19 protein-coding genes are annotated in these 23,613 nt (G+C 50.7%); 12 read left to right on the plus strand and 7 right to left on the minus strand.

Annotation, left to right across the window (positions count from 1 at the left end; translation table 11 throughout):
* Positions 1 to 96: 96 nt before the first annotated feature.
* From gltB to F3F96_RS09190, 9 genes are all read left to right on the plus strand, one after another.
* On the plus strand, positions 97 to 4,755 hold the full coding sequence (gene gltB / locus F3F96_RS09150; RefSeq protein ID WP_176962963.1) for a glutamate synthase large subunit: 4,659 nt from the start codon (positions 97 to 99) through the stop codon (positions 4,753 to 4,755).
* Positions 4,748 to 6,184: a glutamate synthase subunit beta gene (locus F3F96_RS09155; protein ID WP_176962964.1), complete on the plus strand. Its 1,437-nt coding sequence runs from the start codon at positions 4,748 to 4,750 to the stop codon at positions 6,182 to 6,184. The genes gltB and F3F96_RS09155 overlap by 8 nt, the downstream gene beginning before the upstream one ends.
* A 101-nt stretch (positions 6,185 to 6,285) precedes the next feature.
* On the plus strand, positions 6,286 to 7,239 hold the full coding sequence (locus tag F3F96_RS09160) for a magnesium transporter CorA family protein (protein ID WP_176962965.1): 954 nt from the start codon (positions 6,286 to 6,288) through the stop codon (positions 7,237 to 7,239).
* Positions 7,240 to 7,246: 7 nt separating this feature from the next.
* Positions 7,247 to 8,233: a mechanosensitive ion channel family protein gene (locus tag F3F96_RS09165; RefSeq protein WP_176962966.1), complete on the plus strand. Its 987-nt coding sequence runs from the start codon at positions 7,247 to 7,249 to the stop codon at positions 8,231 to 8,233.
* 17 nt (positions 8,234 to 8,250) lie between these two features.
* Positions 8,251 to 9,558, plus strand: coding sequence for a mechanosensitive ion channel family protein (locus F3F96_RS09170; protein WP_241697758.1), 1,308 nt, complete (start codon positions 8,251 to 8,253; stop codon positions 9,556 to 9,558).
* Positions 9,551 to 10,012: an ATP-dependent zinc protease gene (locus tag F3F96_RS09175; RefSeq protein WP_176962968.1), complete on the plus strand. Its 462-nt coding sequence runs from the start codon at positions 9,551 to 9,553 to the stop codon at positions 10,010 to 10,012. Before F3F96_RS09170 ends, F3F96_RS09175 begins: the two co-directional genes overlap by 8 nt.
* Entirely contained in the window at positions 10,009 to 10,914 is a 906-nt protein-coding gene (gene rimK, locus F3F96_RS09180; protein ID WP_176962969.1) for a 30S ribosomal protein S6--L-glutamate ligase, read from the plus strand. The genes F3F96_RS09175 and rimK overlap by 4 nt, the downstream gene beginning before the upstream one ends.
* Positions 10,915 to 11,012: 98 nt before the next feature.
* The gene (locus tag F3F96_RS09185; protein WP_241697759.1) at positions 11,013 to 11,954 is read left to right on the plus strand and encodes a succinylglutamate desuccinylase/aspartoacylase family protein; all 942 of its coding nucleotides are present in this window, start codon (positions 11,013 to 11,015) and stop codon (positions 11,952 to 11,954) included.
* Between the two features lie 25 nt (positions 11,955 to 11,979).
* Positions 11,980 to 12,972, plus strand: a complete 993-nt coding sequence (locus F3F96_RS09190; RefSeq protein WP_176962971.1) for a phosphotransferase — start codon at positions 11,980 to 11,982, stop codon at positions 12,970 to 12,972.
* A gap of 19 nt (positions 12,973 to 12,991) precedes the next feature.
* Here the strand turns inward: F3F96_RS09190 and F3F96_RS09195 are convergent, their stop codons facing one another.
* A complete protein-coding gene (locus F3F96_RS09195; protein WP_176962972.1) occupies positions 12,992 to 13,675 on the minus strand; it encodes a rubrerythrin family protein in 684 nt (227 codons plus the stop codon).
* Positions 13,676 to 13,903: 228 nt separating this feature from the next.
* Between F3F96_RS09195 and F3F96_RS09200 the strand changes: the two genes are divergently transcribed.
* Positions 13,904 to 14,122 (plus strand): hypothetical protein, encoded by a 219-nt coding sequence (locus F3F96_RS09200; RefSeq protein WP_176962973.1) that lies wholly within the window; start codon positions 13,904 to 13,906, stop codon positions 14,120 to 14,122.
* Between the two features lie 68 nt (positions 14,123 to 14,190).
* On the opposite strand, the gene F3F96_RS09205 is transcribed toward F3F96_RS09200, so the two are convergent.
* Positions 14,191 to 15,618: a diguanylate cyclase domain-containing protein gene (locus tag F3F96_RS09205; RefSeq protein ID WP_176962974.1), complete on the minus strand. Its 1,428-nt coding sequence runs from the start codon at positions 15,616 to 15,618 to the stop codon at positions 14,191 to 14,193.
* Positions 15,619 to 15,867: 249 nt separating this feature from the next.
* On the opposite strand from F3F96_RS09205, the gene cmoA reads away from it, so the two are divergent.
* Both cmoA and cmoB read left to right on the plus strand, forming a co-directional pair.
* Positions 15,868 to 16,578 carry a carboxy-S-adenosyl-L-methionine synthase CmoA gene (gene cmoA, locus F3F96_RS09210; protein ID WP_176962975.1) on the plus strand — a complete coding sequence of 237 codons (711 nt, stop codon included), beginning with the start codon at positions 15,868 to 15,870 and terminating at the stop codon, positions 16,576 to 16,578.
* The gene (gene cmoB / locus F3F96_RS09215; protein ID WP_176962976.1) at positions 16,575 to 17,561 is read left to right on the plus strand and encodes a tRNA 5-methoxyuridine(34)/uridine 5-oxyacetic acid(34) synthase CmoB; all 987 of its coding nucleotides are present in this window, start codon (positions 16,575 to 16,577) and stop codon (positions 17,559 to 17,561) included. Before cmoA ends, cmoB begins: the two co-directional genes overlap by 4 nt.
* A 108-nt stretch (positions 17,562 to 17,669) precedes the next feature.
* On the opposite strand, the gene F3F96_RS09220 is transcribed toward cmoB, so the two are convergent.
* Genes F3F96_RS09220 through infB form a run of 5 tightly spaced genes read right to left on the minus strand, consistent with a single transcriptional unit; the run spans position 17,670 to position 23,607 of the window.
* Complete coding sequence (locus F3F96_RS09220; protein WP_176963111.1) at positions 17,670 to 18,230, minus strand: peptidylprolyl isomerase; 561 nt, start codon at positions 18,228 to 18,230, stop codon at positions 17,670 to 17,672.
* A gap of 38 nt (positions 18,231 to 18,268) precedes the next feature.
* Positions 18,269 to 19,195 (minus strand): tRNA pseudouridine(55) synthase TruB, encoded by a 927-nt coding sequence (truB, locus tag F3F96_RS09225; protein WP_176962977.1) that lies wholly within the window; start codon positions 19,193 to 19,195, stop codon positions 18,269 to 18,271.
* A gap of 15 nt (positions 19,196 to 19,210) precedes the next feature.
* Positions 19,211 to 20,212, minus strand: a complete 1,002-nt coding sequence (locus tag F3F96_RS09230) for a bifunctional oligoribonuclease/PAP phosphatase NrnA (protein ID WP_186338952.1) — start codon at positions 20,210 to 20,212, stop codon at positions 19,211 to 19,213.
* Entirely contained in the window at positions 20,209 to 20,523 is a 315-nt protein-coding gene (locus tag F3F96_RS09235; RefSeq protein ID WP_241697760.1) for a ribosome-binding factor A, read from the minus strand. Before F3F96_RS09235 ends, F3F96_RS09230 begins: the two co-directional genes overlap by 4 nt.
* Positions 20,524 to 20,562: 39 nt before the next feature.
* On the minus strand, positions 20,563 to 23,607 hold the full coding sequence (gene infB / locus F3F96_RS09240; protein WP_176962979.1) for a translation initiation factor IF-2: 3,045 nt from the start codon (positions 23,605 to 23,607) through the stop codon (positions 20,563 to 20,565).
* Positions 23,608 to 23,613 lie beyond the last annotated feature (6 nt).

The following is a 23,613-nucleotide window of genomic DNA, read 5'->3' on the forward strand; positions in this document are numbered from 1 at the left end:
GAGTGATACAAAGTTTGATTGAGGAATTCAGATTCAGACACGTCGTGCGTCCGGTTTTGCCGAGTGTTTTGAGTCTAAATCTGTGAGGTTAATAGAATGAGTAATTCACATACAAGTGTGAACAGAAAGCCTGTTAAGCAGGGTCTCTACGACCCAAGAAACGAACATGATGCATGTGGCGTTGGATTTGTCGCCCACATCAAAAATGAGAAAAGTCACGATATCGTTGAGAAAGGTCTGGAAATCCTTGAGCGCCTGACTCACCGTGGCGCTGCCGGTGCCGACCCTCGCGAAGGTGATGGTGCGGGCATTCTACTGCAGATTCCCCACCAGTTCTTTGAAGCGGTAACCGCTGATCTTGATTTTAATCTGCCCGCTACAGGTGACTACGGCGTTGGTATGGTCTTCTTCCCGCAGGATGAGACCTACCGCAAGCAGTGCCAGGAGATCTACGAAAAAGCCGTCACCAATGAAGGCCAGGTTATGCTTGGCTGGCGTGATGTACCTACAGATGCGATCCGTGCAGATCTGCCGGAGAGTGTCACTGCCTGTGAGCCGGTTATTCGCCAGCTGTTTGTGGCTAAAGGTGAAAACTGTGCAGATCAGGATACATTTGAGCGCAAACTGTATGTGATCCGTAAAGTAGCCAGCAATGCTGTCTCTGCACTGGGCAGTGATGATGCCGCCAACTTCTATACCGCATCACTCTCCAGCCGCACCATTGTTTATAAAGGCATGTTCCACTCCCATCAGGTATCGCCCTATTACGAAGACCTGCGCGATGCACGCATGACCAGCGCTCTGGCTCTGGTACATCAGCGTTTCTCCACCAACACCTTCCCGTCATGGGAGCTGGCTCACCCCTTCCGCATGATGGCGCATAACGGTGAGATCAATACCGTACGCGGTAACATCAACTGGATGAATGCGCGCCGTCAGTCGATGAAGTCTGAACTGCTGGGTTATGATCTGACCAAACTCTGGCCAATCAGCAAAGAGGGACAGTCCGATACTGCATGTTTTGATAATGCACTGGAGCTGCTCGTCGCCGGTGGTTATTCACTGGCACACGCAGCCATGCTGATGATCCCTGAAGCGTGGGCCGGCAACAAACAGATGGATGAGCAGCGCAAGGCATTCTATGAGCATAATGCAGCCCTGATGGAGCCATGGGATGGCCCTGCCGCCGTAGCATTTACCGATGGCCGCCAGATTGGTGCAACACTTGACCGTAACGGTCTGCGTCCTACCCGTTATCTGGTCACTGAAGATAATCTGGTACTCGGCGCATCCGAGATGGGTGTGCTTGATATCCCTGAAGAGAAGATCATCAAGAAGTGGCGCCTGCAGCCGGGCAAAATGCTGCTCATCGACCTTGAAGAGGGTCGTATTATTGATGATGATGAGATTAAACAGCAGCTCTCTGCAGCCAAACCGTATAAAGAGTGGCTGGGTAAAACCCAGATTCAGCTGGAGAGCCTGCCACAGGAGGTTGCTCCGCAGGCTCCTGATCACGATACCATGCTGCATCGCCAGCAGTCCTTTGGTTACACACAGGAAGATATCAAGTTCCTGATGACACCTATGGCCGTTTCCGGCCAGGAAGGTACAGGTTCAATGGGTAATGACAGTCCGCTGACTGTGCTCTCTAACCGTGCCAAACCTCTGTATCACTATTTCCGTCAGCTCTTCGCACAGGTCACAAATCCTCCGATCGATCCGATTCGTGAAGAGATGGTGATGAGTCTGACCACCATCATTGGTCCGCGCCCTAACCTGCTCGGCCTTGAAGAGAGTGAGCCACAGCTGCGTCTTGAAGCGCATCAGCCAATTCTCTCCAATGTCGATGTGGAGAAGATTCGCCATATCGATCAGTACACTGATAACCGTTTCCGCACCATTACCCTCTCATCCTGCTATGCAGTAGATCAGGGTGCAGCTGGCATGGAAACAGCTATTGCCAACCTCTGCAGACAGGCGGAAGAGGCAGTTCGTGATCGTTTCAACATTATTATTCTCTCTGATCGCAAGATGGATGCGCAGCACATTGCCATCCCTGCCCTGCTGGCTACCTCAGCAGTACATCATCACCTGATCCGTGAAGGGCTGCGCACAGAAACAGGCCTTGTGGTTGAAACTGGTTCAGCACGCGAAGTACACCACTTCGCCTGTCTGGCAGGTTTCGGTGCTGAGGCGATTAACCCGTATCTGGCCTTTGAAACACTGGTGGATATGAAACGTCAGGGACAACTGCCTGCAGACCTGAGTGCTGAAGAAGCCGAAAAGCGTTATATCAAAGCCATTGGTAAGGGGCTGTTTAAGGTGATGTCCAAGATGGGTATCTCCACCTACCAGTCCTACTGTGGTGCACAAATCTTCGAAGCTGTGGGTCTGGCTTCTGATTTCGTAGCCAAATACTTCACCGGCACGGCAACTCAGATTGAAGGTGCAGGCCTGACTGAGGTTGCACAGGAAGCTACCCAGCGTCATATCGATGCCTTCCGTGGTGTGATGATCTACAAAAATGCACTGGATGTCGGCGGCGAATATGCATGGCGTGCACGTGGTGAAGATCACACCCTGACACCGGGTGTTATTGCTAAAGTTCAACATGCAGTAAGAACATCTAACTACTCATTGTATAAAGAGTATGCCAATGAAATAAATGACCAGGCGGGCAAGCTTAAAACCCTGCGCGGCCTGTTCAAATTCAAAGCAAATGCGCCTGTTGCACTGGATGAGGTGGAACCGGCAACTGAGATTGTGAAACGCTTTGTGACCGGAGCGATGTCCTTCGGTTCGATCTCTCACGAGGCCCACTCCACACTGGCGATTGCCATGAACCGACTTGGCGGTAAGTCCAATACAGGTGAAGGCGGCGAAGAGCCTGAACGTTTCAAACCAATGGCCAATGGCGATTCGATGCGTTCGGCCATTAAACAGGTCGCCTCAGGTCGTTTTGGTGTCACCACCGAATATCTGGCCAACGCTGATCAGATTCAGATCAAAATGGCACAGGGAGCGAAACCGGGTGAAGGCGGACAGCTGCCAGGCCACAAGGTTGATAAACGAATCGGCCGTGTGCGCCACTCCACACCTGGTGTAGGACTGATCTCCCCGCCTCCGCATCACGATATCTACTCGATTGAGGATCTGGCACAGCTGATCTTTGATCTGAAAAACACCAACCCGGCTGCTGATATATCCGTAAAACTGGTTTCCGAAATCGGTGTAGGCACGGTTGCTGCCGGTGTGGTTAAAGCGCATGCCGATCACGTGGTGATTGCCGGCCATGATGGTGGTACCGGTGCAAGCCCGATCACCTCGATTAAACATGCAGGTTCTGCATGGGAGTTAGGACTGGCTGAAACGCAGCAGACACTGGTACTCAACCGCCTGCGCGGTCGTACGATTCTGCAGGCCGATGGCCAGATGCGTACAGGTCGTGATGTTGTTATTGCCGCTCTGCTTGGTGCAGATGAGGTTGCATTTGGCACCATCGCACTGATTGCTGAGGGTTGTATCATGATGCGTAAGTGTCATCTCAATACCTGCCCGGTCGGTGTTGCCACACAGGATCCTGAACTGCGCAAGAAGTTCGTAGGTAAACCTGAGGATGTGGTTAACTTCTTCATGTTCCTTGCTGAAGAAGCGCGCGAGCTTATGGCAGAACTTGGCTTCCGCACCTATGATGAGATGATCGGCCGCTCCGATATGCTCGATACCAACGATGCTCTAAGGCACTGGAAGTCGGAAGGACTCGATCTCTCACCTATCTTCCACCGCGTTGATCCCAACGGTTCTTCGGTCTACCACACTGAAACACAGGATCACGGCCTTGAGAAGCTCATCGACAATAAACTGATCGAACAGGCGAAAGAGGCACTGGAAAACAGAACGCCAGTCGTGATCGAAACACCAATCTGCAATGTCGATCGTAGCTTCGGTACCATGCTCGCAGGTGAAGTGGCCAAGCGTTATGGTCATGCAGGTCTGGCTGAAGACACAATTGCTATCAAAGCCAAGGGTACTGCTGGTCAGTCTCTCGGTGCATGGCTGACGCGTGGTATATCCATCGATCTGGCCGGTGAAGGAAACGATTACGTAGGTAAAGGCCTCTCCGGTGGCCGTATTGCTATCTACCCGCCTGCTGAATCCAGGCTTAAAGCCGAGGAGAACATCATTGTCGGCAATACCGTGCTGTTCGGTGCTATTGAAGGTGAATGTTATTTCAATGGTGTAGGTGGTGAGCGTTTTGCAGTACGTAACTCAGGCGCCGTTGCTGTTGTCGAAGGCGTTGGCGATCACGGTTGTGAATATATGACCGGTGGCACCATTGTCGTACTCGGCAATACAGGCCGTAACTTTGCTGCTGGTATGTCTGGCGGTATCGCTTACGTACTGGATACCGATGACACCTTCGAGAGCCGCTGCAATATGGCGCAGGTCGCACTTGAACCTGTTGCCTCAGAAGCCGATGCACTGGAAGAGCTGGATCATCAGGGCCCGGATCTTGAAACGCATGGCCGTGTAAACATCAAACACACGCTCTCTCAGAATGATCAGAAGATTCTGCGCACGCTGATCCAGCGTCATGTGCACTATACCAACTCAGCCGTTGGTAAGCGGATTCTTGAGAACTGGGCCGATTACCTTGGCCAGTTTGTTAAAGTGATACCGGTAGATTACCGCCGTGCACTGGAAGAGATGGAAGCGGAAAATGCAGAAGCTGCAAAGGAGAGTATCAATGGGTAAGGCAACCGGATTTAAAGAATTCGCTCGCGAAAACCTGAGCTATGCACCGGTCGCAGACCGTATTGTACACTTCAAAGAGTTTTCAAAACTGCCTGAAGATATGAGCACGCAGGGTGCGCGCTGCATGGATTGCGGCATCCCCTTCTGCCACAACGGCTGCCCGATCAACAACATCATCCCTGACTGGAATGATGCGGTTTATCACGGCAACTGGCGTGAAGCGCTGGATGTACTGCACTCCACCAATAACTTCCCTGAGTTTACCGGTCGCATCTGTCCTGCTCCGTGTGAAGAGGCGTGTACTGTTGGCCTGATCGGTGATTCAGTTTCGATTAAAAATATCGAGCTATCCGTTGTTGAAAAAGGTTGGGAGGAAGGCTGGATCACACCCCAGATTGCCGCGGTCAAAACCGGCAAGCGTGTAGCGGTTGTCGGCTCAGGCCCTGCAGGTATGGCGGCGGCTCAGCAGTTGGCCCGTGTCGGCCATGACGTGGTTGTATTTGAGAAGAATGACCGCATTGGCGGCCTGATGCGTTACGGCATCCCGAACTTCAAGTTCGATAAGTCCGTGATTGATCGTCGCATGTCCCAGATGCGTGCAGAGGGTGTTGAATTCCGCGTCAACTCGACTGTCGGTGACAATGTCTCAGCATCTGACCTGCTTAACCGTTTTGATGCAGTGATCCTCTCCGGTGGTTCCGAAAAACCGCGTGACCTGCCTGTTCCGGGTCGTGAGCTCAATGGCGTTCATTTCGCCATGGAGTTCCTGACCAAAAACACCAAACGCGTTCTCGGTGATAAGATCCCTGATGATGAGTTCATCTCTGCTGCCGGTAAACATGTGGTAGTGATCGGTGGTGGTGATACCGGCTCTGACTGTATCGGCACCTCTGTCCGTCACGGTGCTGAATCAGTGACCCAGATCGAAATCCTGCCTAAACCTGAAGCAGTTCCGAATAAGCTGACCACATGGCCGAACTGGCCTATGAAGCTGCGCACCTCGACTTCTCAGGAAGAGGGTTGCGACCGTGACTGGGAAGTTTCCACCAAACGTTTCATCGGTGATGCTGATGGCAATCTGCAGGCTGTAGAGTGTGTTCGTGTTGAGTGGACACAGGAAGATGGTCAGTGGAAGCTGAACGAGATCGAAGGCTCTGAATTCGAACTGCCTGCACAGCTGGTCACTCTGGCTATGGGTTTTGTACATCCTGTACATGAAGGCATGCTCGAAGAGCTGGGCGTAGAGAAAGATGGTCGCGGTAACGTCACTGCTACTGATGTCGACTATGCAACCAGCATCGACAAGGTATTTGCTGCCGGTGATATGCGTCGTGGTCAGTCTCTTGTTGTCTGGGCAATACGCGAAGGCCGTCAGTGCGCTCGTTCTGTTGATGAGTTCCTGATGGGTTCAACCACCCTGCCCCGCTGATTTCAAAACGTTCAAAGTAAAAAGGGTCGCATATGCGGCCCTTTCTTTTATCTGTCGCCTTTTTAAATCTTTGATCTTATAGTCAGGCCAGAGGATGTGATATGTCCCAAGTCAAGGATACCATTGAAAATGGAGTCTCGCAGCATCTCCACCTGCTAAACGATATGCAGGAGATCGCTCTGAAAGAGGCACTGGCAACTGAAGCGCACACGCTTTGGCGGATGGCCAACCCTTCGCCTGAAATGCTGGATCTTCTATCTCAGCGATTTGCGCTGGATGAGCTGCATATCAAGGATATCTGCAATCCTAATCACCCTCCCCACTTCACCCGGCTGGAAAACGGTGCCATGCACGTCATCCTGCGTTTTCCGGTTGAAAAAGAGACCGCAGATGAAATCAGTGAGGTGAGCAGCGTATCCATTCTTGTAGACCGTGATATGTGTGCGCTGGTTTGGCCCGGCAAGCGATTTCACCACTTTACCAACTCGGACTTTATTGGGTTGGATGTCGATGCCTGTGCCAGCAAGATCATACATATGCTGGTGGATTACCTGCTTTCACGTGTTTATGTCCTGCGCGAAGAGATGGATGAGTTTGAAGAGGAGTGCCTGGCAGATGTGAACAAAGCTGATCTGGGCAGGCTACTCACTATGCGTAAAGAGATAGCCACACTGGCCCGGCATGCCAGAACCAACGGCATTGCCATTGAGAAACTGATGATTGATCCTGTTTATAAGGGAAATTTACGGCTTATCGATGCACATGAGCATATGACCCGTGCCACCGCGATTGCCGAATCCAAAGCTGAACATGCCCTGAATGTGATGCAGGCAGCCCAATCCCTGCTCAGCCAGAAATTGAATGAAGTCATGACCTTTCTCGCCGTGATTACAGTTGTGCTAACCCCGATGGGGATTATTGCCGGCATCTTCGGCATGAACTTTACTCAGATGGAAGTGCTGACCAATCCCAACGGTTTTGCCCTCTCGGTGTGGGGCATGCTGATACTCGGTGCCATGCTTGCGGCCTTTTTCAAATTCAAAAAATGGTGGTGATAAAACCATGGACATGAAGCAAATGGTAAAATCACTGTTTCTACCACGACCCTGGCTTGCCTGGGTGCTGCTTATCATTGCCGGATTGGGAATTGCGGTACTGGTAGGCAGTGAGCGCCTTCAGCCTGTGATTAACACCCTTGATTCAGAAGCTCTATCTTTCTCTGTTGGTGATGTGCGTCTGTCTGCATATCTGCTTGTCAAAGCGCTGTTTGTCATCCTTGTGCTATTCTGGTTGAGCAGCATTACACTCGGTTTTATTGAGAAAAAGGTTGTTGGCATACAATCGATCTCAAGCAGTAACAGGGCTCTGATTCTTAAGGCTATCCAGTTTATCGTCTATTTTTTCCTGATTCTCTTCTCATTTAAGCTCATTGGTGTTGATCTTACTGCATTTGCAGTTGTCGGCGGTGCGATCGGCATCGGTATCGGTTTTGGATTGCAGAAAATCACCTCCAACTATATCAGTGGTGTCATCCTGCTGATTGAGAAGACCATTGAGGATGGTGATCTGATTGAACTTGATGATGGAACATACGGGTTCATCCGACATAACGGTGCCAGATATACATTGGTTGAAACATTTAATGGCAAAGAGATTATGGTGCCCAATGAAGATTTCATTACCAACAAGGTGGTTAACTGGACCTATAGCAATAAAAGAGGCCGTGTAGATATACCCATCGGGGTCTCCTACAAGTCAGATATTAAGAAAGCCCGTCAACTTGTTCTTGAGGCGGCGGCTGAACATCCCCGCTGTCTGAGTGAGCCTGCACCGGAGTGTTACCTGAGAGAGTACGGAGACAGTTCAGTGAATTTTCTACTGCTGTTCTGGGTGGACGATGTGATAGAAGGCAGGTACAAACCACAGAGTGAAGTGATGTTCTCCATCTGGGATAAATTTAAAGAGAACGACATCTCGATCCCCTTCCCGCAAAGGGATCTGCATATCATTGATCAACCCCTGTTGAATAAACCGAATATACCAGTCTAAGGAGTCTTATGTTGGAAATGATCCGGAGCAATATCGACGCATGGATGGCACATGTCACCCAGGCTGACTTCTGGTTACAGCTGGCCGTTCTCTGCCTTGCCGTGGTATGCGCACTGCTTGTACAGAAAATGATGATCAAGCTGGTTGCCGAGCGTAACGATGAGCAATCCAGTCGCTTACGTAAAATGTCACTCAAAACCATTGAGCGCATCCAGTTTCCAATCTCCATGTTGGTGGTCACACTGATTGGCAAATCGGTTCTGCTTCATCTTGGCTTTGCAACGCCACTGCTGGCACTGGCAACACCACTGCTACTTTCGCTGGCAGCGATTCGCATTTTCATTTACATGTTACGCAAAGGGTTTTCACCCGGCCCATTGGTGAAAGCCTGGGAAAATATTATCAGCACCACCATCTGGATAATGGTTGCCCTGCATCTGCTGGGCTGGCTGCCTGATGTGCTCGCCGCACTCGATGCGCTGGCGTTCTCTATTGGTGAGAAGCGCATTTCCTTGCTGCTGACGATAAAAGTCACCCTTACCGTCGTCCTGTTCTGGGTGATGGCACTCTGGCTAGCCAATTTTATTGAGCAGCGTTTAAATAACTTCGAGCATTTCAGTAAAAGCGCCAGGGTTGCACTGGCCAAAACCAGCAAATTCCTGCTCATTGCCATTGCCATGTTTGTCGGCCTTGATGCGGCAGGTGTAGATTTAACAGCGCTAACTGTTTTTGGTGGCGCTGTCGGCGTCGGCATCGGTTTTGGACTGCAGAAAATCACCTCCAACTTTATCAGCGGTTTTATTCTGCTCTTTGACCGCTCCATCAAACCCGGCGATGTGATTACCGTGCGCGATAAGTTCGGCTGGGTACAGGAGTTGCGTGCTCGTTATATTGTAGTGCGTGACCGTGATGGTGTTGAAACACTCATTCCCAATGAGAACCTGGTCACCTCTGAGGTGATCAACTGGAGTTACACCGATCCTGATATTCGCATGAAACTGCGTGTACAGATCAGTTATAACGATGATCCTGAAGAGGCTATGAAGCTGATGCTTGAGTGCGCCAAGGCATCATCTCGTGTGCAGGATAATCCTGTGCCACTGACCCGACTCATGGAGTTTGGTGATAACGGCATTGTGCTTGAACTGCGCATCTGGATCCTTGATCCTGAAAACGGCTTGGGCGGTGTGCGTTCGGAAGTAAATCTGGCGATCTGGCGTGCATTTAAGAAGGCTGGCATCACGATTCCCTTCCCACAGCGGGATATTCACATCAAAGATGATCGTCTGACTCAGTCGATTAAAATGGGTGCTATTGATGAATAAGATACTACTGGGCTGGCGCGAATGGGTATGCCTGCCCGACTTGGGCATTGATGCAGTCAAAGCCAAGGTGGATACCGGTGCACGCAGCTCTGCACTGCACACCTTTAAACTGGAGACATTCAGTGAGGATGGTGTTGGTAAGGTGCGTTTCTGGATTCACCCCGACCAGCATGACCTCTCTATTGTAAAAGAGTGCACAGCAACACTGCTTGATGAGCGTAATGTCACAGATTCCGGCGGTCACACCGAACTCAGACCCGTTATATCCACCCCGGTAAAACTGGGTGCGCTAACCAAACATATTGAGATGACTTTAACCAATCGAGAAAACATGAAATTCAGAATGTTACTGGGGCGAACCGCGATGCTCGGTGACTGCATGGTGGATCCGGAAAAGTCTTATCTTCTGGGTAAACCCAATAAAACAGCGTCAAACACAAGGGAAGCATTATGAAAATAGCTATTATGTCACGCAATCCAAAACTCTATTCAACCAGACGGCTGGTTGAAGCTGCCAAAGAACGCGGCCATGAGGTAGAGGTATTCGACCACTTGCGTTGTTACATGAATATCACCTCGATGCGACCATCCATCCACTATAAAGGTAAAAAACTGGAGGGCTTTGATGCGGTGATTCCACGTATCGGTGCATCGGTTACCTTTTATGGTACAGCTGTGCTGCGCCAGTTTGAGATGATGGGTGTCTACCCGCTCAATGAATCTGTGGCCATCTCCCGCTCACGGGACAAGCTGCGTTCTGTCCAGCTATTGGCACGCAAAGGCATTGGCCTTCCAGTCACCGGTTTTGCCCGCAATCCTGATGATATTGATGATCTTCTTACTTCAGTCGGTGGTACTAAATTTGTCATCAAACTGCTGGAGGGAACTCAGGGTATCGGCGTGGTACTGGCTGAGAACAAGAAAGCTGCAGAGAGTGTGATTGAGGCCTTTTTTGGTTTGAATGCCAATATTCTGGTGCAGGAGTTTATTGAAGAGGCCGGTGGTGCAGATATCCGCTGCCTTGTAGTTGATGGCAAGGTGGTCGCAGCAATGAAACGTCAGGGGAAAGAGGGTGAATTCCGCTCCAACCTGCATCGTGGCGGTTCTGCTGAAGTCGTTCGCATTACCCCTGAAGAGCGCTCTACAGCAGTTCGTGCCGCCTCTATCATGGGACTGAATGTGGCTGGTGTAGACCTGCTGCGTTCCAATCATGGGCCCGTGGTCATGGAGGTGAACTCCTCGCCCGGTCTGGAAGGTATTGAGCGGGCAACAGGTAAGGATGTAGCAGGTCTGATCATCGCCTGCATCGAGAAAAATGCCAAATCCGGCCGCACCGGAACCAGAGGCAAAGGTTGAACACTACCATGCTCATAGCGGGCAAAGAGGTTAAGCCGGGAAGTCACGAAATTATCGACTTTCCTCTCCCCCCTCTTTCGACGCATTCAGATTTGAATATGCCGATTCATGTAATAAACGGCAAAAAACCAGGCCCCTGTCTGCTGGTCTGTGCAGCGCTGCATGGTGATGAGATCAATGGCATTGAGATCATCCGCCGTCTGGTTGGGCTGAAATCACTGGCAAACCTGCGTGGCACACTCATCGCGATTCCGATTGTTAATGTCTACGGTTTTATCCATATGAGCCGCTATCTTCCCGACCGGCGTGATCTTAACCGATCATTTCCCGGCTCGGAAAAAGGTTCTCTTGCTGCACGTCTGGCCAATCTGTTTATGCAGGAGATTGTCTCCAAAGCCACGCATGGTATCGATCTGCATACAGCAGCGATTCATCGCGATAATTTTCCTCAGATCAGGGGGAATCTGGAGTGTGAGGAAACACTAAGGCTGGCTGAAGCTTTTCGTGCCCCGCTGATTATCGATGCAGCACTACGTCCTGGCACGATCCGAGAGGCAGCGGTGGCCATGGGCATTCCATGGCTGGTGTATGAAGCTGGTGAAGCTCTGCGCTTTGATGAGGTGAGTATTCGTGCCGGCGTGCGTGGCATTGTCAATGTGATGCGTGAGATCGGCATGTTGCGCAAAACCACCAGTAAAAGAACTGTTATTCCTCGCACAGTCAAATCCAACTTCTGGATTCGCGCACCCCAGAGCGGCATTTTAAGGCTAACCGTCAAACTTGGCGCTTGTGTGAACAAAGATGATACCCTGGGCTGTGTTGCTGATCCTTATGGTGGCAATCAAACCTATATCGCTGCCCCGCATACAGGTATTATTATTGGCAGAACGAATTTGCCACTGGTTCATGAAGGTGATGCCCTTGTGCATTTGGCCCGTTTCAGAAATACAGAGAATGCCTCTGAGGCCGTTGATATGTTCCAGTCTGAACTTGATCCTGTAGAGATGGGTAGCATCTCCGGCTCAACCCCTATTATCTAACCCTTAGACCATTTAGTTGATCCCTATGAACCAGAACCTTCTCGATATCGTTAAACAGGCTACAGGCGCAACTGATGCTACTCAGGGCGAAGTTATCCAGTCGCTGTGGAGCGGATACGGTGAGATTGTGCGCATTCAGCTAAAAGGCGCAGCAATGACAAGCGTGGTGCTTAAACATGTGCGCTTTCCTACCGAAGCGGATCATCCGCGAGGCTGGCACTCTGACCGCTCGCATGCACGCAAAGTAAAATCCTACGATGTGGAGATGGCCTGGTATTCCGATTATGCCAATCGCTGCAGTGAGAATGCACGCGTTCCCCGCTGCTACTACTCTGCAACACTGGCAGATGATGAACATGTGATGGTGCTTGAAGACCTTGATGCAGCGGGTTTTCCGCTACGCAGAGGCGAGATGGATCGCCCGACTGTTGAGCTCTGCCTGAAATGGCTGGCCAACTTTCACGCCACCTTTATGAGTGAAACACCTAATGAACTTTGGCAAACCGGCACCTACTGGCATCTGGCTACACGCCCGGATGAATTGGCAGTTACTGATGATCCCGCCCTGAAACAGGCTGCGGCCGCCATTGATGCCAAGCTGAACAACTGCCGTTTTAAAACCTTTGTGCATGGTGATGCTAAGATCGCCAACTTCTGCTTCTCAACCGATAGCAAGCAGGTCGCTGCGGTGGATTTTCAGTATGTCGGTGGCGGCTGCGGTATGAAGGATGTGATCTACTTCCTCGGCAGCTGCCTTGATGAATATCTGTGTGAAATATGGGAAGATGAACTTCTCGATGTTTACTTTAAGGCGTTGAAGCAAGCTATTGATATACAAGGGAAAAATATTGACTGGAACGTATTGGAATCTGAGTGGCGCGCCCTCTTTCCCATCGCCTGGGTAGATTTCAACCGCTTCCTTGCCGGCTGGATGCCGGGCCACTGGAAGGTGAACAACTACAGTCGTCGACTCACTTCGGAAGTCATTTCCCGCCTGAGCTTAGAGCTGAATCGCTAACATCCGAGTTGAGCATTAATCACGGCTTGGGAATTTCCATATAGGTATCCAACGGCTTGTGACAGATCGGACAGGCATCTACAGGCAGCTCATGCACAGTAGCCCCGCAGTTCTGATTCACATAATAGACACTCTCTTTTTCACGGAAGCGATCGAGCAGCACACTGAAAAAGAAACCCGTGCCACTCTGGATCTCCTTAATCAGTTCGCGATGCTGCCGCTCTGCCTCCCAGGCATAATTGATATACTCCACGGCTTGCGCGTGACTCTCCACCCCAACTCTCTGGATATAACGCGGGTACTCGTTGTCGATCTCGGAGAGTTCGACATGTGTCGCATATTTCAGGTTATCTTTTGTGCCTGAAGCTTTGATGGAACTGAGATCAATCTCATGCACCTCGGTATTAAGGCTCTGTAGAATGCGTTTAAAGTTTTTTGCATGTACCGCTTCTGAGGCGGCAATGGCTTTGAACATATGGGCGATATTGATATGACCATCGGCTTTGGCCCTGTCAGAATAGAGTTGATAGCGATAACCGGCTCGCACCTCATTGCCATATAACATCTGCAGTACGGCAATGGTCTCTGTGTAGTCTGGCTTCAGGCTCTCTTCAGTTTGTAGCGTGCTGATGTTGCCGGTGATGGCAAACAGGGCCGCAAGAATCAAAGTCGTTGCAGCCAGGGGGTGCCGCGAACATTGCATATGATTATTATAGGCCTTTGTTAAATTTTAATACAGTGCTCATTATCCCCCTCCAACAGGAGTGGCGCACTTTTTTTGACAAGCTAAAGCCATCAACCACACACGATGAAACTAAATACAAAATAATTTCACTTTTTTTCTAAAGTCGAACTCTTCTGAACCGATGTATAACTGTGCAAGAACTCTAACAGGTAAGGTTCTTAGTATTTGATCAGTTAAGGAGTGGTTGTGGCACTTACTATTTTGCCATCTGATGGATTCATTACGCGTCTGCTACAGCAGGCCCATCACACTGCGCCCAAAACCCCGGCAACCAGTAATCACCAGCAAGCCAAGCCGGATCAAATGTCGATATCCAGTGAAGCCCGTCAGGCAACAGAGACAACAGGTAATCATCGTCTCGAATCTAAACTGATGGATCTCTATAACCAGAAAGGCAACGTCTAAGCTTCAAGTCATGAGTTAATACTATGGAGCCACAACAGTGCTTCGACAGTTGTTATTCAGAATAGCTTTTATGATTGGTGAAAAGAGAAACAGTTCTTACCACTGTTTTTTGCCTTGTACATCGCATTATCGGCAGCCGTAATCAGCGCATCGCGATTCATGCCATCATCAGGATAGAGGGCAATGCCCATACTCAGTGTCACCTTGAACTGTGCATCAATATGCTCATAGGGGGCTGAGATTGACTTAAGAAGTTTACTGGCAACCTGCTCAATACTTTTGCGGCTACTCACCTCATTGAGAATAATGGTGAATTCGTCACCGCCCATGCGAGCAACGGTATCCACTTCGCGCACATTGGCCGCCAGCCTGTGGGCAGCTTCGCTGAGTAGTACATCACCCGCTTTGTGGCCGAGGTTATCGTTCACGGCTTTAAAACCATCAAGATCGAGAAACAGAACGGCAAACCCCTGTTTGTGGCGCTTGGCCTGTGCCAGTGACTGATCAAGACGATCAAGAAACAGCGTTCTATTGGCCAGACCGGTCAGCTGATCAAAATGGGCCATCTGCAGCAGTTTCTTTTCAGACTCTTTACGCTCACTGATATCATGCACTACACCCTGCAGGTAGAGATCATGATCATGATCACGAACTGTCGCTGCGGCATCCTTCACCCAGATATCTCTGCCAGATTTTGAACGAATCCGGTATTCGGAGTGGAACGGAAGATTCTCCTGCATACTCTCACGCACTTCAGAAAGCACCCGCTCCCGATCATCTTCATGGATCTGCTGAGCCCAGGTCTCCTGATTGGCCAGAAAATCATCCTGAGAGTAACCCAGAATATCCTCAACCTGAGGGCTGACAAAAAGAATACGCGTGCGATCAAGTGTGGCGATATAGGTGATGGCAGGAATCTGTTCTACCAGTGTGCGGTAGGTTGCCACTGATTTTTCCAGATCCTCCTCTACCCTGCGATTCTCAGCATGTTGAATGCTGTTATCAATTGCCACAGACATCATCGAAGCCAGAAGTTCAAGATGTGCACAATCCAGCCCATCGAGTTCAACCTTGTTACCATCAAAGAGTAGTATGCAGGCAAGCAGATCATCCTCTTTACCTATCACCGGAACGGCGATGAATCGCTCTGCCTGCGCCAGAGCTGGTGCAAGATCCGCGTCAAAGACTGATGGTTCATCTAACTGATTAATCACACATGTTTTACGATGTTTAATCAGATCATCAATCCAGCCCACTTCACTGCCAAATCGGCAGGCATAAGACGTCCAGCTGACACCGTCACCATATTCAGAAAATGCCAGTTTATCATCAAGAAGCAGGCCGGTAGCAGCAGCCGATGCATCAACAAGCTGCATGGCGGTCAGTGAAGCAACGCGCATAATAGAGGGGATATCGGGAGATACATGCATGAGGTTACTGGCCTGGGCAAACAGCGCAACCAGTTCAGTATGGCTCTTTTGATGAGCATCTGTCATGCAACCCTCCTCAATTTTTATTCGCAAGCCAGCGTACCCGCTCTATCGAAGTGAATCCAGCGCTGCTATTCCGGTAAAGCAATTATCGTTCCAAAACAGAGAATAAGCTGATAATCATCACTCACAGAGGGGGTAAACAGAGAGAATAACTGCTCCAAATGCAGGTAATGACCACTCTGAACAGAGAGGTGCACATAAAGTTGAAAATAATGGTTCATCCATAACCATTTTACCGTCAGGTTTCGCCTCATGAGCCGCGATGCCATCTACACCTCAGAAATCCACAGCAATGGTTTCACCTTTGATGACAAGGTGGCCTCTGTGTTTGCCGATATGATTGGCCGTTCCGTGCCCGGCTATGGTCAGACGTTGCAGATGGTTGAGCTATTAGCCCACCAGTATGCCCAGCATGGTTCTAACCTTTATGATCTGGGATGCTCTCTCGGTGCCGCTACCATGGCATTGAGTCGAGGTGCTAGCGGAAAATCCTGTAGCATAATCGGAGTGGATAACTCCCCTGCTATGGTTGAGCGCTGTCAGGAGATGCTGAAAGAGGAAGCTGTGACGATCTGTTGCCAGGATATTCTCGAAACTGACATTAAAAACGGTTCCGTTGTGGTTTTGAACTTTGTACTACAGTTCGTGGACAAAAATGAACGGTTGAATCTGCTGAGAAGGATCTACCAGGGTTTAAACCCCGGTGGCGTGTTGATTCTCTCGGAGAAGATTGCTTTTGAAGATGCGGATGAAAACCTGCGTCAGATCGAACTGCATGAAGCATTTAAACGAGCACAGGGTTATTCGGATATGGAGATCAGCCGCAAGCGCACTGCACTGGAGGATGTATTGATTCCCGAAACACTACAAGCGCACCATGCACGTCTGAAACAGGCTGGTTTCTCCTCATCACATACCTGGTTCCAGTGCTTTAACTTCGCCTCCATGATTGCCGTCAAATGAAAGCATACAAGAATGCCGAAGGGCTGAAGTTACAAGAACATCTGACTCAATCCTCTTTGACTGCGTTTTCTGAGACTCTGATGGCACTACACGACAAGGGTTGGCACAAGATACTTAAACACGGCGACCTGGGCCGCTGGCAAGGCGGTTTTGATGCCCTGCCTGACATCATCCCTTCTATAGTCGATTTCAACGCCTCAGCGATCAAAATCGGCAGTGCTACTGACACCACCTTGAGTCATGCAGAAATTGAGACTGCCTTGAAGCAGATGCATCCATGGCGCAAAGGCCCATTTGAAATATTCGGGGTCCATATCGATACCGAATGGCACTCCGACTGGAAATGGGATCGTCTGAAGGATCACATCTCGCCACTGGCAGGCCGTACTATTCTCGATGTTGGTTGTGGCTCGGGGTATCACCTCTGGCGTATGCTGGCTGACGATGCCAAGCTGATTATCGGCATTGACCCAACCCCACTCTTCTCGATGCATTTTGCCACCATCAAACGTTACGTCACTAATGCTCCGGCATTTATTCTGCCGGTAGGTATCGAAGATATGCCTGAGAAGATGCAGTGCTTCGATACGGTATTCTCCATGGGTATCCTCTACCACCGCAAGTCACCCATTGATCACCTGATTGAACTTAAAGAGCTGCTCAATGATGGCGGTGAACTGGTACTCGATACGTTGGTGATCGAAGGCGATGAGTCGCAATGTCTGATGCCACACGGGCGTTATGCCAAGATGCGTAACGTCTGGTTCATCCCCTCTGTCGCCATGCTCAAACTGTGGCTGAAGCGAGCCGGTTATAAAACGGTTCAGGTCATTGATATCAGCCCGACAACCGTTAAAGAGCAGCGACCTACTGAGTGGATGACTTTCGAATCTCTGCCCCACTTCCTTGATCCGGTTGATGCAAGCCTGACCATCGAAGGTTATCCAGCCCCTATCCGTGCGGTTGTAACAGCAAAGAAATGATTAACTAACCACGAAGAGACGAAGAAAGACGTTAAACAGAGGTTCTCTGTCAAAATGACACGAAATTATTGCTCTTACTTCGTGTCCTCTGTGGTAAGTTGTAGTTGATTATGGAAGAACGGAGACCTTGGTCATGACATCACCCTGACGGATATCGTCAACGGTCTGCAAGCCTTCAATCACCTGACCAAAGATGGTGTACTGACCATCCAGATGTGGTGTATCACCATAACAGATATAGAACTGACTACCTGCTGAATCGGGATTGGCAGAGCGCGCCATAGCAAGTGTGCCGCGCACATGTTTACGATCATTGAATTCAGCATCAATCTGATAACCCGGACCGCCCATACCATTACCGTCAGGATCGCCACCCTGGGCCATAAAACCGGCAATCACACGGTGGAATGTCAGGCCATCGTAAAAACCTTTACCAGCAAGGAACTTGAAGTTGGCCACATGATTCGGTGCTGAATCCGGATAGAGCTCTATCAGGATATCGCCCTTCTCAGTCTCCATTTTAATGTGATTTCCTTCCGGAATATCCTTGTTGCCCGCTTTCGGTGCTGATGTAAATAGTCCCACGCTACTCTCCTTTTCTGTTTTCTGGCTCTGCTCAGCATTGAACTGATTTAGAACAAGCAGTCCGACAAAGGCCAAGCCTAACATAATATAATTTCTCTTTTTTGTTTTTTCCAGATCTGCACTCACCGGTATTTATCCTGTGCAGATGGCAAAATACGGGCCGGATGCACGACCATATGCTTCATACCTGCCTTCAGGGTGCCTGTACCCAACAGTGTATCTCCTTCAAAAACAGCTACGTCCCGCTCATCCTCATTTTCGGATGTCGACATCAGTTGAATCCGCTGCCCCTGCAAAAAGCGTCTCGCCTCATCAACGCTCAATTGCAGTGGTGAAAGGTTGCGCAACCATGCTGCCAGTGGCAAGAGACACTGCTCTTTTTTCTCATGCAACTCCTGCTCTGTCACCATCATACTCTCAGGCCAGCCCCCGGTGGAGAGACGTCTGAGTTCAGTCACACAACCACCCATATCAAGCCGGGCACCAATATCGCGGGCCAGCGAACGGATATAGGTACCTTTGGAGCAGTGTACTTCAAGAGTTACCAGCGGAAATTCGAACGACAGCAGCTTCAATTGATGAATCGTCACGCATCGTGATTTCATCTCCACCACGTCACCCTTACGGGCCAGTTCATGGGCACGTTTGCCATCAATGCGAATGGCAGAGTAGATCGGTGGTGTCTGATCAATCGGGCCAGAAAATAGAGGCATTATTTCCAGCAGTTGCTCTTCTGTGATGCTCTGATCGAAACGGGCTGTGACTTCCCCTTCCCGATCCAGCGTATCGCTCTGGCAACTGAGATCAAAGGTGACCCTGTAAGATTTATCAGCACCCAACCCCAGTTCAGCATAACGGGTCGCCTCACCAAGCAGGATCGGTAACATGCCTGTAGCCAGCGGATCGAGTGTACCGCCATGACCGGCTTTGATCCGTTTTTTCCCGGGTTCAGAGAATAGGCGCATCACTTCATTAACCGCCTGGCGCGAACTCCAGCCCAGCGGTTTATCGAGAAAAATAATGCCTGAAACAGGTAAAGCAGAGATCATTAAATCTGAAATAAATTAAACAAGAAGCCCGGTGACGGCAGCTTGAACTTTGTCGCGAACCTCTTCAAAGCTGCCGCGCAACATGCATCCGGATGCATAGTGATGACCACCACCACCCAGGGAGGCTGCCAGAGTACCCACATCAGCATCTGTTTTGGCTCTGAAGTTGACCTTCCATCGCTCAGGACCGGACTCATCACTGCGAATCAGTACAGCGACTTCAACGCCATGAATACTGCGTCCGTAATCGATCAACCCTTCTGAATCTTCTACATCGGCACCGGTTGCGTCATACATCTGCTGATTGATAAACATCCAGGCAGAGCGCCCTTCATCACGAATCTCCAGTGTCTCCAGACATGCTGAGAGAATATGCAGACCGGCAAGCGGGCGACTCTCATAGACACCCATGCTAATCGGCCATGGTTTAGCTCCGGCATCCACCAGATCAGCTGCCATGCGATAAACACCGGCAGTCGTACTGGCGAGCCGGAAACTGGCTGTATCAGTCAAAATGGCGGTATAGATGGCACTGGCACTGGCCACAGTAAGCGGCTGCCCCAATGCAATCAGCAGATCAAAAACCATTGCACCGGTCGCACAATAACGGCTATCAACCACATTATAATCACCAAAGCACTGGTTGCTGGCATGGTGATCAATATTGATCAGCGTGCGCCCTTCAAAAAAGCTCTCTGGAAGGCCCAGTCGGCCACGTGAACCACTATCGACACTGATAATAAGATCATCATGATGAGCCTCAGGATAGGGAGCGCCACGCTCGATATTCCAGGCATGTTCAAGAAAGCTGTAGATGCGCGGGATACCATCCCGATTAAACATGTGCACCTTTTTACCCATACGGGTAAAGGCATCGTAGAGCGCTAGCTCTGAACCGATACCGTCACCATCCGGATTGCAGTGGGTAGTCAGGGTAATGGAGGAGGCCTGCTCAATCTGTTCAATGATCGGCTGCCAATCAATATCTGAAAGAAGCGGCTGCAACTTAATAGTCAATCCGACGCCTCGAGTTTTTTCAACATCATCAGCACATCGCCACTCTTCTCGAAAGCCGAATCCCACTTGAATCTGAGTTTAGGCATGCGCCGCTTTGGCAGTGCACGCCTGAGTTCATGTTCGAAATGGGGTGTGATACGTTCAAGTGCCTTGATGACCGATTTATGGTCCTCTTCCTGGCCGCGAAACACCCAGACATCCACCATCTGGCGGCCCGGTGACTCAACACGGGTAATGGAGATGTTAAACAGCCTTGGATCGGCAACATCGCGGAGAAGAAGTGTGGAGAGCAGGCGCTGAATATCAGTCAAAAAGCGCTGCTGTGCAGGAGGCATATGTCTCATAACGCTTTACAGCGTAGCCGCTACTTCCTCAATGATATAAAACTCGAAGCGATCCCCGACCTTCACATCATTGAACTTCTCAATACTCATACCGCACTCGTAGCCGCTCTTCACCTCTTTCACATCATCTTTGAAGCGACGCAGAGAAGCCAGCAGGCCATCGTAAATCATCACGCCTTCGCGCAGTACACGTACACGGGCACCACGCGTAACAATACCGTCGGTCATGTAGCAACCGGCAACAGCGCCGATCTTCGGAGAGACAAAGACATCACGAACTTCAGCCTCACCGGTAACTTTCTCAACCTTATTCGGTGAGAGAACACCGGCCATTGCAGCTTTGATCTCATCGATTGCTTCATAAATAATCTTGTAGAAACGGATATCTACGCCTTCAACTTCAGCTACCTTCTTGGCTTTGGCTTCAGGGCGCACATTAAAACCGATAATAATCGCGTTGGCAGCGGATGCGAGCATCACATCAGATTCGGTGATACCACCGATACCCTTGTGTACAACCTTCACCTTCACCTCATCAGTGCCGGCCTTAGCCAGTGATTCTGCCATCGCTTCAACAGAACCGGTCACATCACCCTTGATCAGTACAGGAACTTCCTTGATACCGCTCTGCAGATCAGCAAATAGCTCATCAAGGCTGGCGCGTTTCTTGGCTTCTGCGCCCATCTCACGATCCTTGTCTTTACGGTAACGGACAATATCACGTGCCTGTTTCTCATTCTCAACGGCAAAGATCTGCTGTCCGGCTTCAGGTACAGAGTCAAGTCCCAGCAGCTCAAACGGAATGGATGGGCCGGCTGTACGGTGCTGAACTGAATTTTCATCAACAATCGCACGCAAGCGTCCTGTTGCAGAGCCGACAACTACGGTATCACCCTGTCTGAATGTACCATTCTGAACCAGAACGGTAGCAACCGGGCCGCGACCACGATCCAGACGCGACTCAACCACAATACCCTTACCACGACGCTCCGGATTAGCTTTGAGTTCGAGGATTTCAGTCTGCAGTGCCAGATTCTCAAGCAGTTCATCCAGACCCTGACCTGTATGTGCAGAGACCTGTACAAACATGGTGTCGCCACCCCAATCTTCAGAGAGCACATTATGTTCGGCAAGCTGACGCATCACCTTCTCAGGATCAGCCCCCTCTTTATCCATCTTATTCACTGCAACAATAATTGGCACACCGGCTGCACGTGCATGATTCAGTGCTTCAACGGTCTGCGGCATAACGCCATCATCTGCGGCTACAACCAGTACAGCCACGTCAGTCATGCTTGCACCACGTGCCCGCAGGCCGGTAAAGGCTTCATGACCAGGTGTGTCAACAAAGACAACCCGCTCGCCACTTTCAAGTTTCACCATATAAGCACCGATATGCTGGGTGATGCCACCGGCTTCACCATCAGCCACATGCGCTTTGCGCAGGGCATCAAGTATCGAGGTTTTACCATGATCCACGTGACCCATCACTACGACGACAGGAGGACGAGGTACCAGATCCTCATCATTATCTTCAGAGGTATCCTCCACCAGCACATCTTCAACTGCGCCTGCATTGATGATCTTGGCTTTATGGCCGAACTCTTCAACAATCAGTACCGCTGTTTCAGCATCAATTGCTTCGTTAATCGTGGTTGTCATACCCATCTCAAAGAGTTTGCGCACAACCTGTGCACTCTTGAACGCCATACGACTGGCCAGTTCAGAAACCATAATCGGATCGGTGACTTCAACGGTACGCACCACAAAGGCTTCATCGTCTTTGTTGACACCCAGGTCACGTCGCTTGGAGCCGCGAGCCAGTCGGGCCTGACGATCCTGCTGTTCAGGTGTTAGAACCTCATGACGTTTGGAAGCGTAATCCCTGCGTGCTGCCTTCTCTGCAGGTGAAAGCCTGCGTTGTGGCCTGCTGCCGCCGGGACCACCACGGCGGCGCTGAGCACCTGGTGGCGGAGTTGTTGCAGCATCCGGAGAGACTGCAACAGATGGAGACCTGCGCGTTGCAGCCTGTTGTGCAGGTGTCGCATTGCGATCAGGGCGATTCTGCGGCGCACTTCTGCGCTGTTGTGCCCGGTCATCTGAAATCTTCTTCTCAATCTGTTTAACCGAAGAGCTCGGTGCTTTTGATGCAGCGATCTGGGCAGGCGTCAAACCACGACGAATGGTAGTGCGCGGCCCTTTATGGGTAGACTGATTCGGCTGTGTGCCCGGACGATTCTGCGGACGCTGGCCTTGTGGACGATCGCCAGGACGGCCTTGCGGACGCTGACCTTGTGGACGATCACCAGGACGGCCTTGCGGACGCTGACCTTGTGGGCGATCACCAGGACGGGCCTGTGGGCGCTCACCGGGACGGCCCTGTGGACGATTAACTGCAGGGGTTGCTGTTTTAGTCGCTGCAGCGGCGCGCTGGGCCGGTGTAGGGCCGGTCCTCTTCACAGCACTTGCTGGTGCAACAGCTGCAGCAGCCCGCTGGGCTGGTGTAGGACCGGTTCTCTTCACAGCACTTACTGGTGCCGCGGCAGCCGGCTTAGCAATGACTGGCTTTTTCACTTCAACTTTAACTTCGGCGCGTTTAGCAGCGGCTGCTGCGGCCTTTTCCTTGATATCATCAAGTTTCTTCTGCTCTACAGCTGCAGCGGCACGCTGAGCCGGAGCTAGAGGTTTACTCTCAACGGCTGGGGCCGGGGCGGCTTCAGGTGCTGGTTTTGCCACTGCTCCGGGTTTGGCAACCGGGGTATGTCGGCGACGAACCGCAACCTCAACAGTTCGGCCACGCCCCTCTACCTGAGCGCCGCTGCGCGATTGGCCTGCGACCATCGGGCGGTTGAGGGTAAGTGTTTTACCGCCACTCTTCTGGGCATCCGGTTGGGCTGCCTTTTTCATGGCGGAGCGAACCTTCGCCTGATCGTCGGCATCCAACGTACTGGTGGGTCCGCTCACCACGATGTTGCACTGTACGGCAACTCGCTGAATATCAGACGCTTCCACGTTGAGTTCTTTTGCCAGATCGAGAATACGTTTAGCCATGTTTAC

Origin of the sequence: Mariprofundus sp. NF, from assembly GCF_013387455.1 — a bacterium.
Classification (GTDB): Bacteria; Pseudomonadota; Zetaproteobacteria; order Mariprofundales; family Mariprofundaceae; genus Mariprofundus.

Coding starts and splice junctions, on each gene's coding strand:
- gltB (WP_176962963.1), top strand. CDS start 97: ATGAGTAATTCACATACAAGTGTGAACAGAAAGCCTGTTAAGCAGGGT.
- F3F96_RS09155 (WP_176962964.1), top strand. CDS start 4,748: ATGGGTAAGGCAACCGGATTTAAAGAATTCGCTCGCGAAAACCTGAGC.
- F3F96_RS09160 (WP_176962965.1), top strand. CDS start 6,286: ATGTCCCAAGTCAAGGATACCATTGAAAATGGAGTCTCGCAGCATCTC.
- F3F96_RS09165 (WP_176962966.1), top strand. CDS start 7,247: ATGGACATGAAGCAAATGGTAAAATCACTGTTTCTACCACGACCCTGG.
- F3F96_RS09170 (WP_241697758.1), top strand. CDS start 8,251: ATGATCCGGAGCAATATCGACGCATGGATGGCACATGTCACCCAGGCT.
- F3F96_RS09175 (WP_176962968.1), top strand. CDS start 9,551: ATGAATAAGATACTACTGGGCTGGCGCGAATGGGTATGCCTGCCCGAC.
- rimK (WP_176962969.1), top strand. CDS start 10,009: ATGAAAATAGCTATTATGTCACGCAATCCAAAACTCTATTCAACCAGA.
- F3F96_RS09185 (WP_241697759.1), top strand. CDS start 11,013: ATGCCGATTCATGTAATAAACGGCAAAAAACCAGGCCCCTGTCTGCTG.
- F3F96_RS09190 (WP_176962971.1), top strand. CDS start 11,980: ATGAACCAGAACCTTCTCGATATCGTTAAACAGGCTACAGGCGCAACT.
- F3F96_RS09195 (WP_176962972.1), bottom strand. CDS start 13,675: ATGCAATGTTCGCGGCACCCCCTGGCTGCAACGACTTTGATTCTTGCG.
- F3F96_RS09205 (WP_176962974.1), bottom strand. CDS start 15,618: ATGACAGATGCTCATCAAAAGAGCCATACTGAACTGGTTGCGCTGTTT.
- cmoA (WP_176962975.1), top strand. CDS start 15,868: ATGAGCCGCGATGCCATCTACACCTCAGAAATCCACAGCAATGGTTTC.
- cmoB (WP_176962976.1), top strand. CDS start 16,575: ATGAAAGCATACAAGAATGCCGAAGGGCTGAAGTTACAAGAACATCTG.
- F3F96_RS09220 (WP_176963111.1), bottom strand. CDS start 18,230: ATGTTAGGCTTGGCCTTTGTCGGACTGCTTGTTCTAAATCAGTTCAAT.
- truB (WP_176962977.1), bottom strand. CDS start 19,195: ATGATCTCTGCTTTACCTGTTTCAGGCATTATTTTTCTCGATAAACCG.
- infB (WP_176962979.1), bottom strand. CDS start 23,607: ATGGCTAAACGTATTCTCGATCTGGCAAAAGAACTCAACGTGGAAGCG.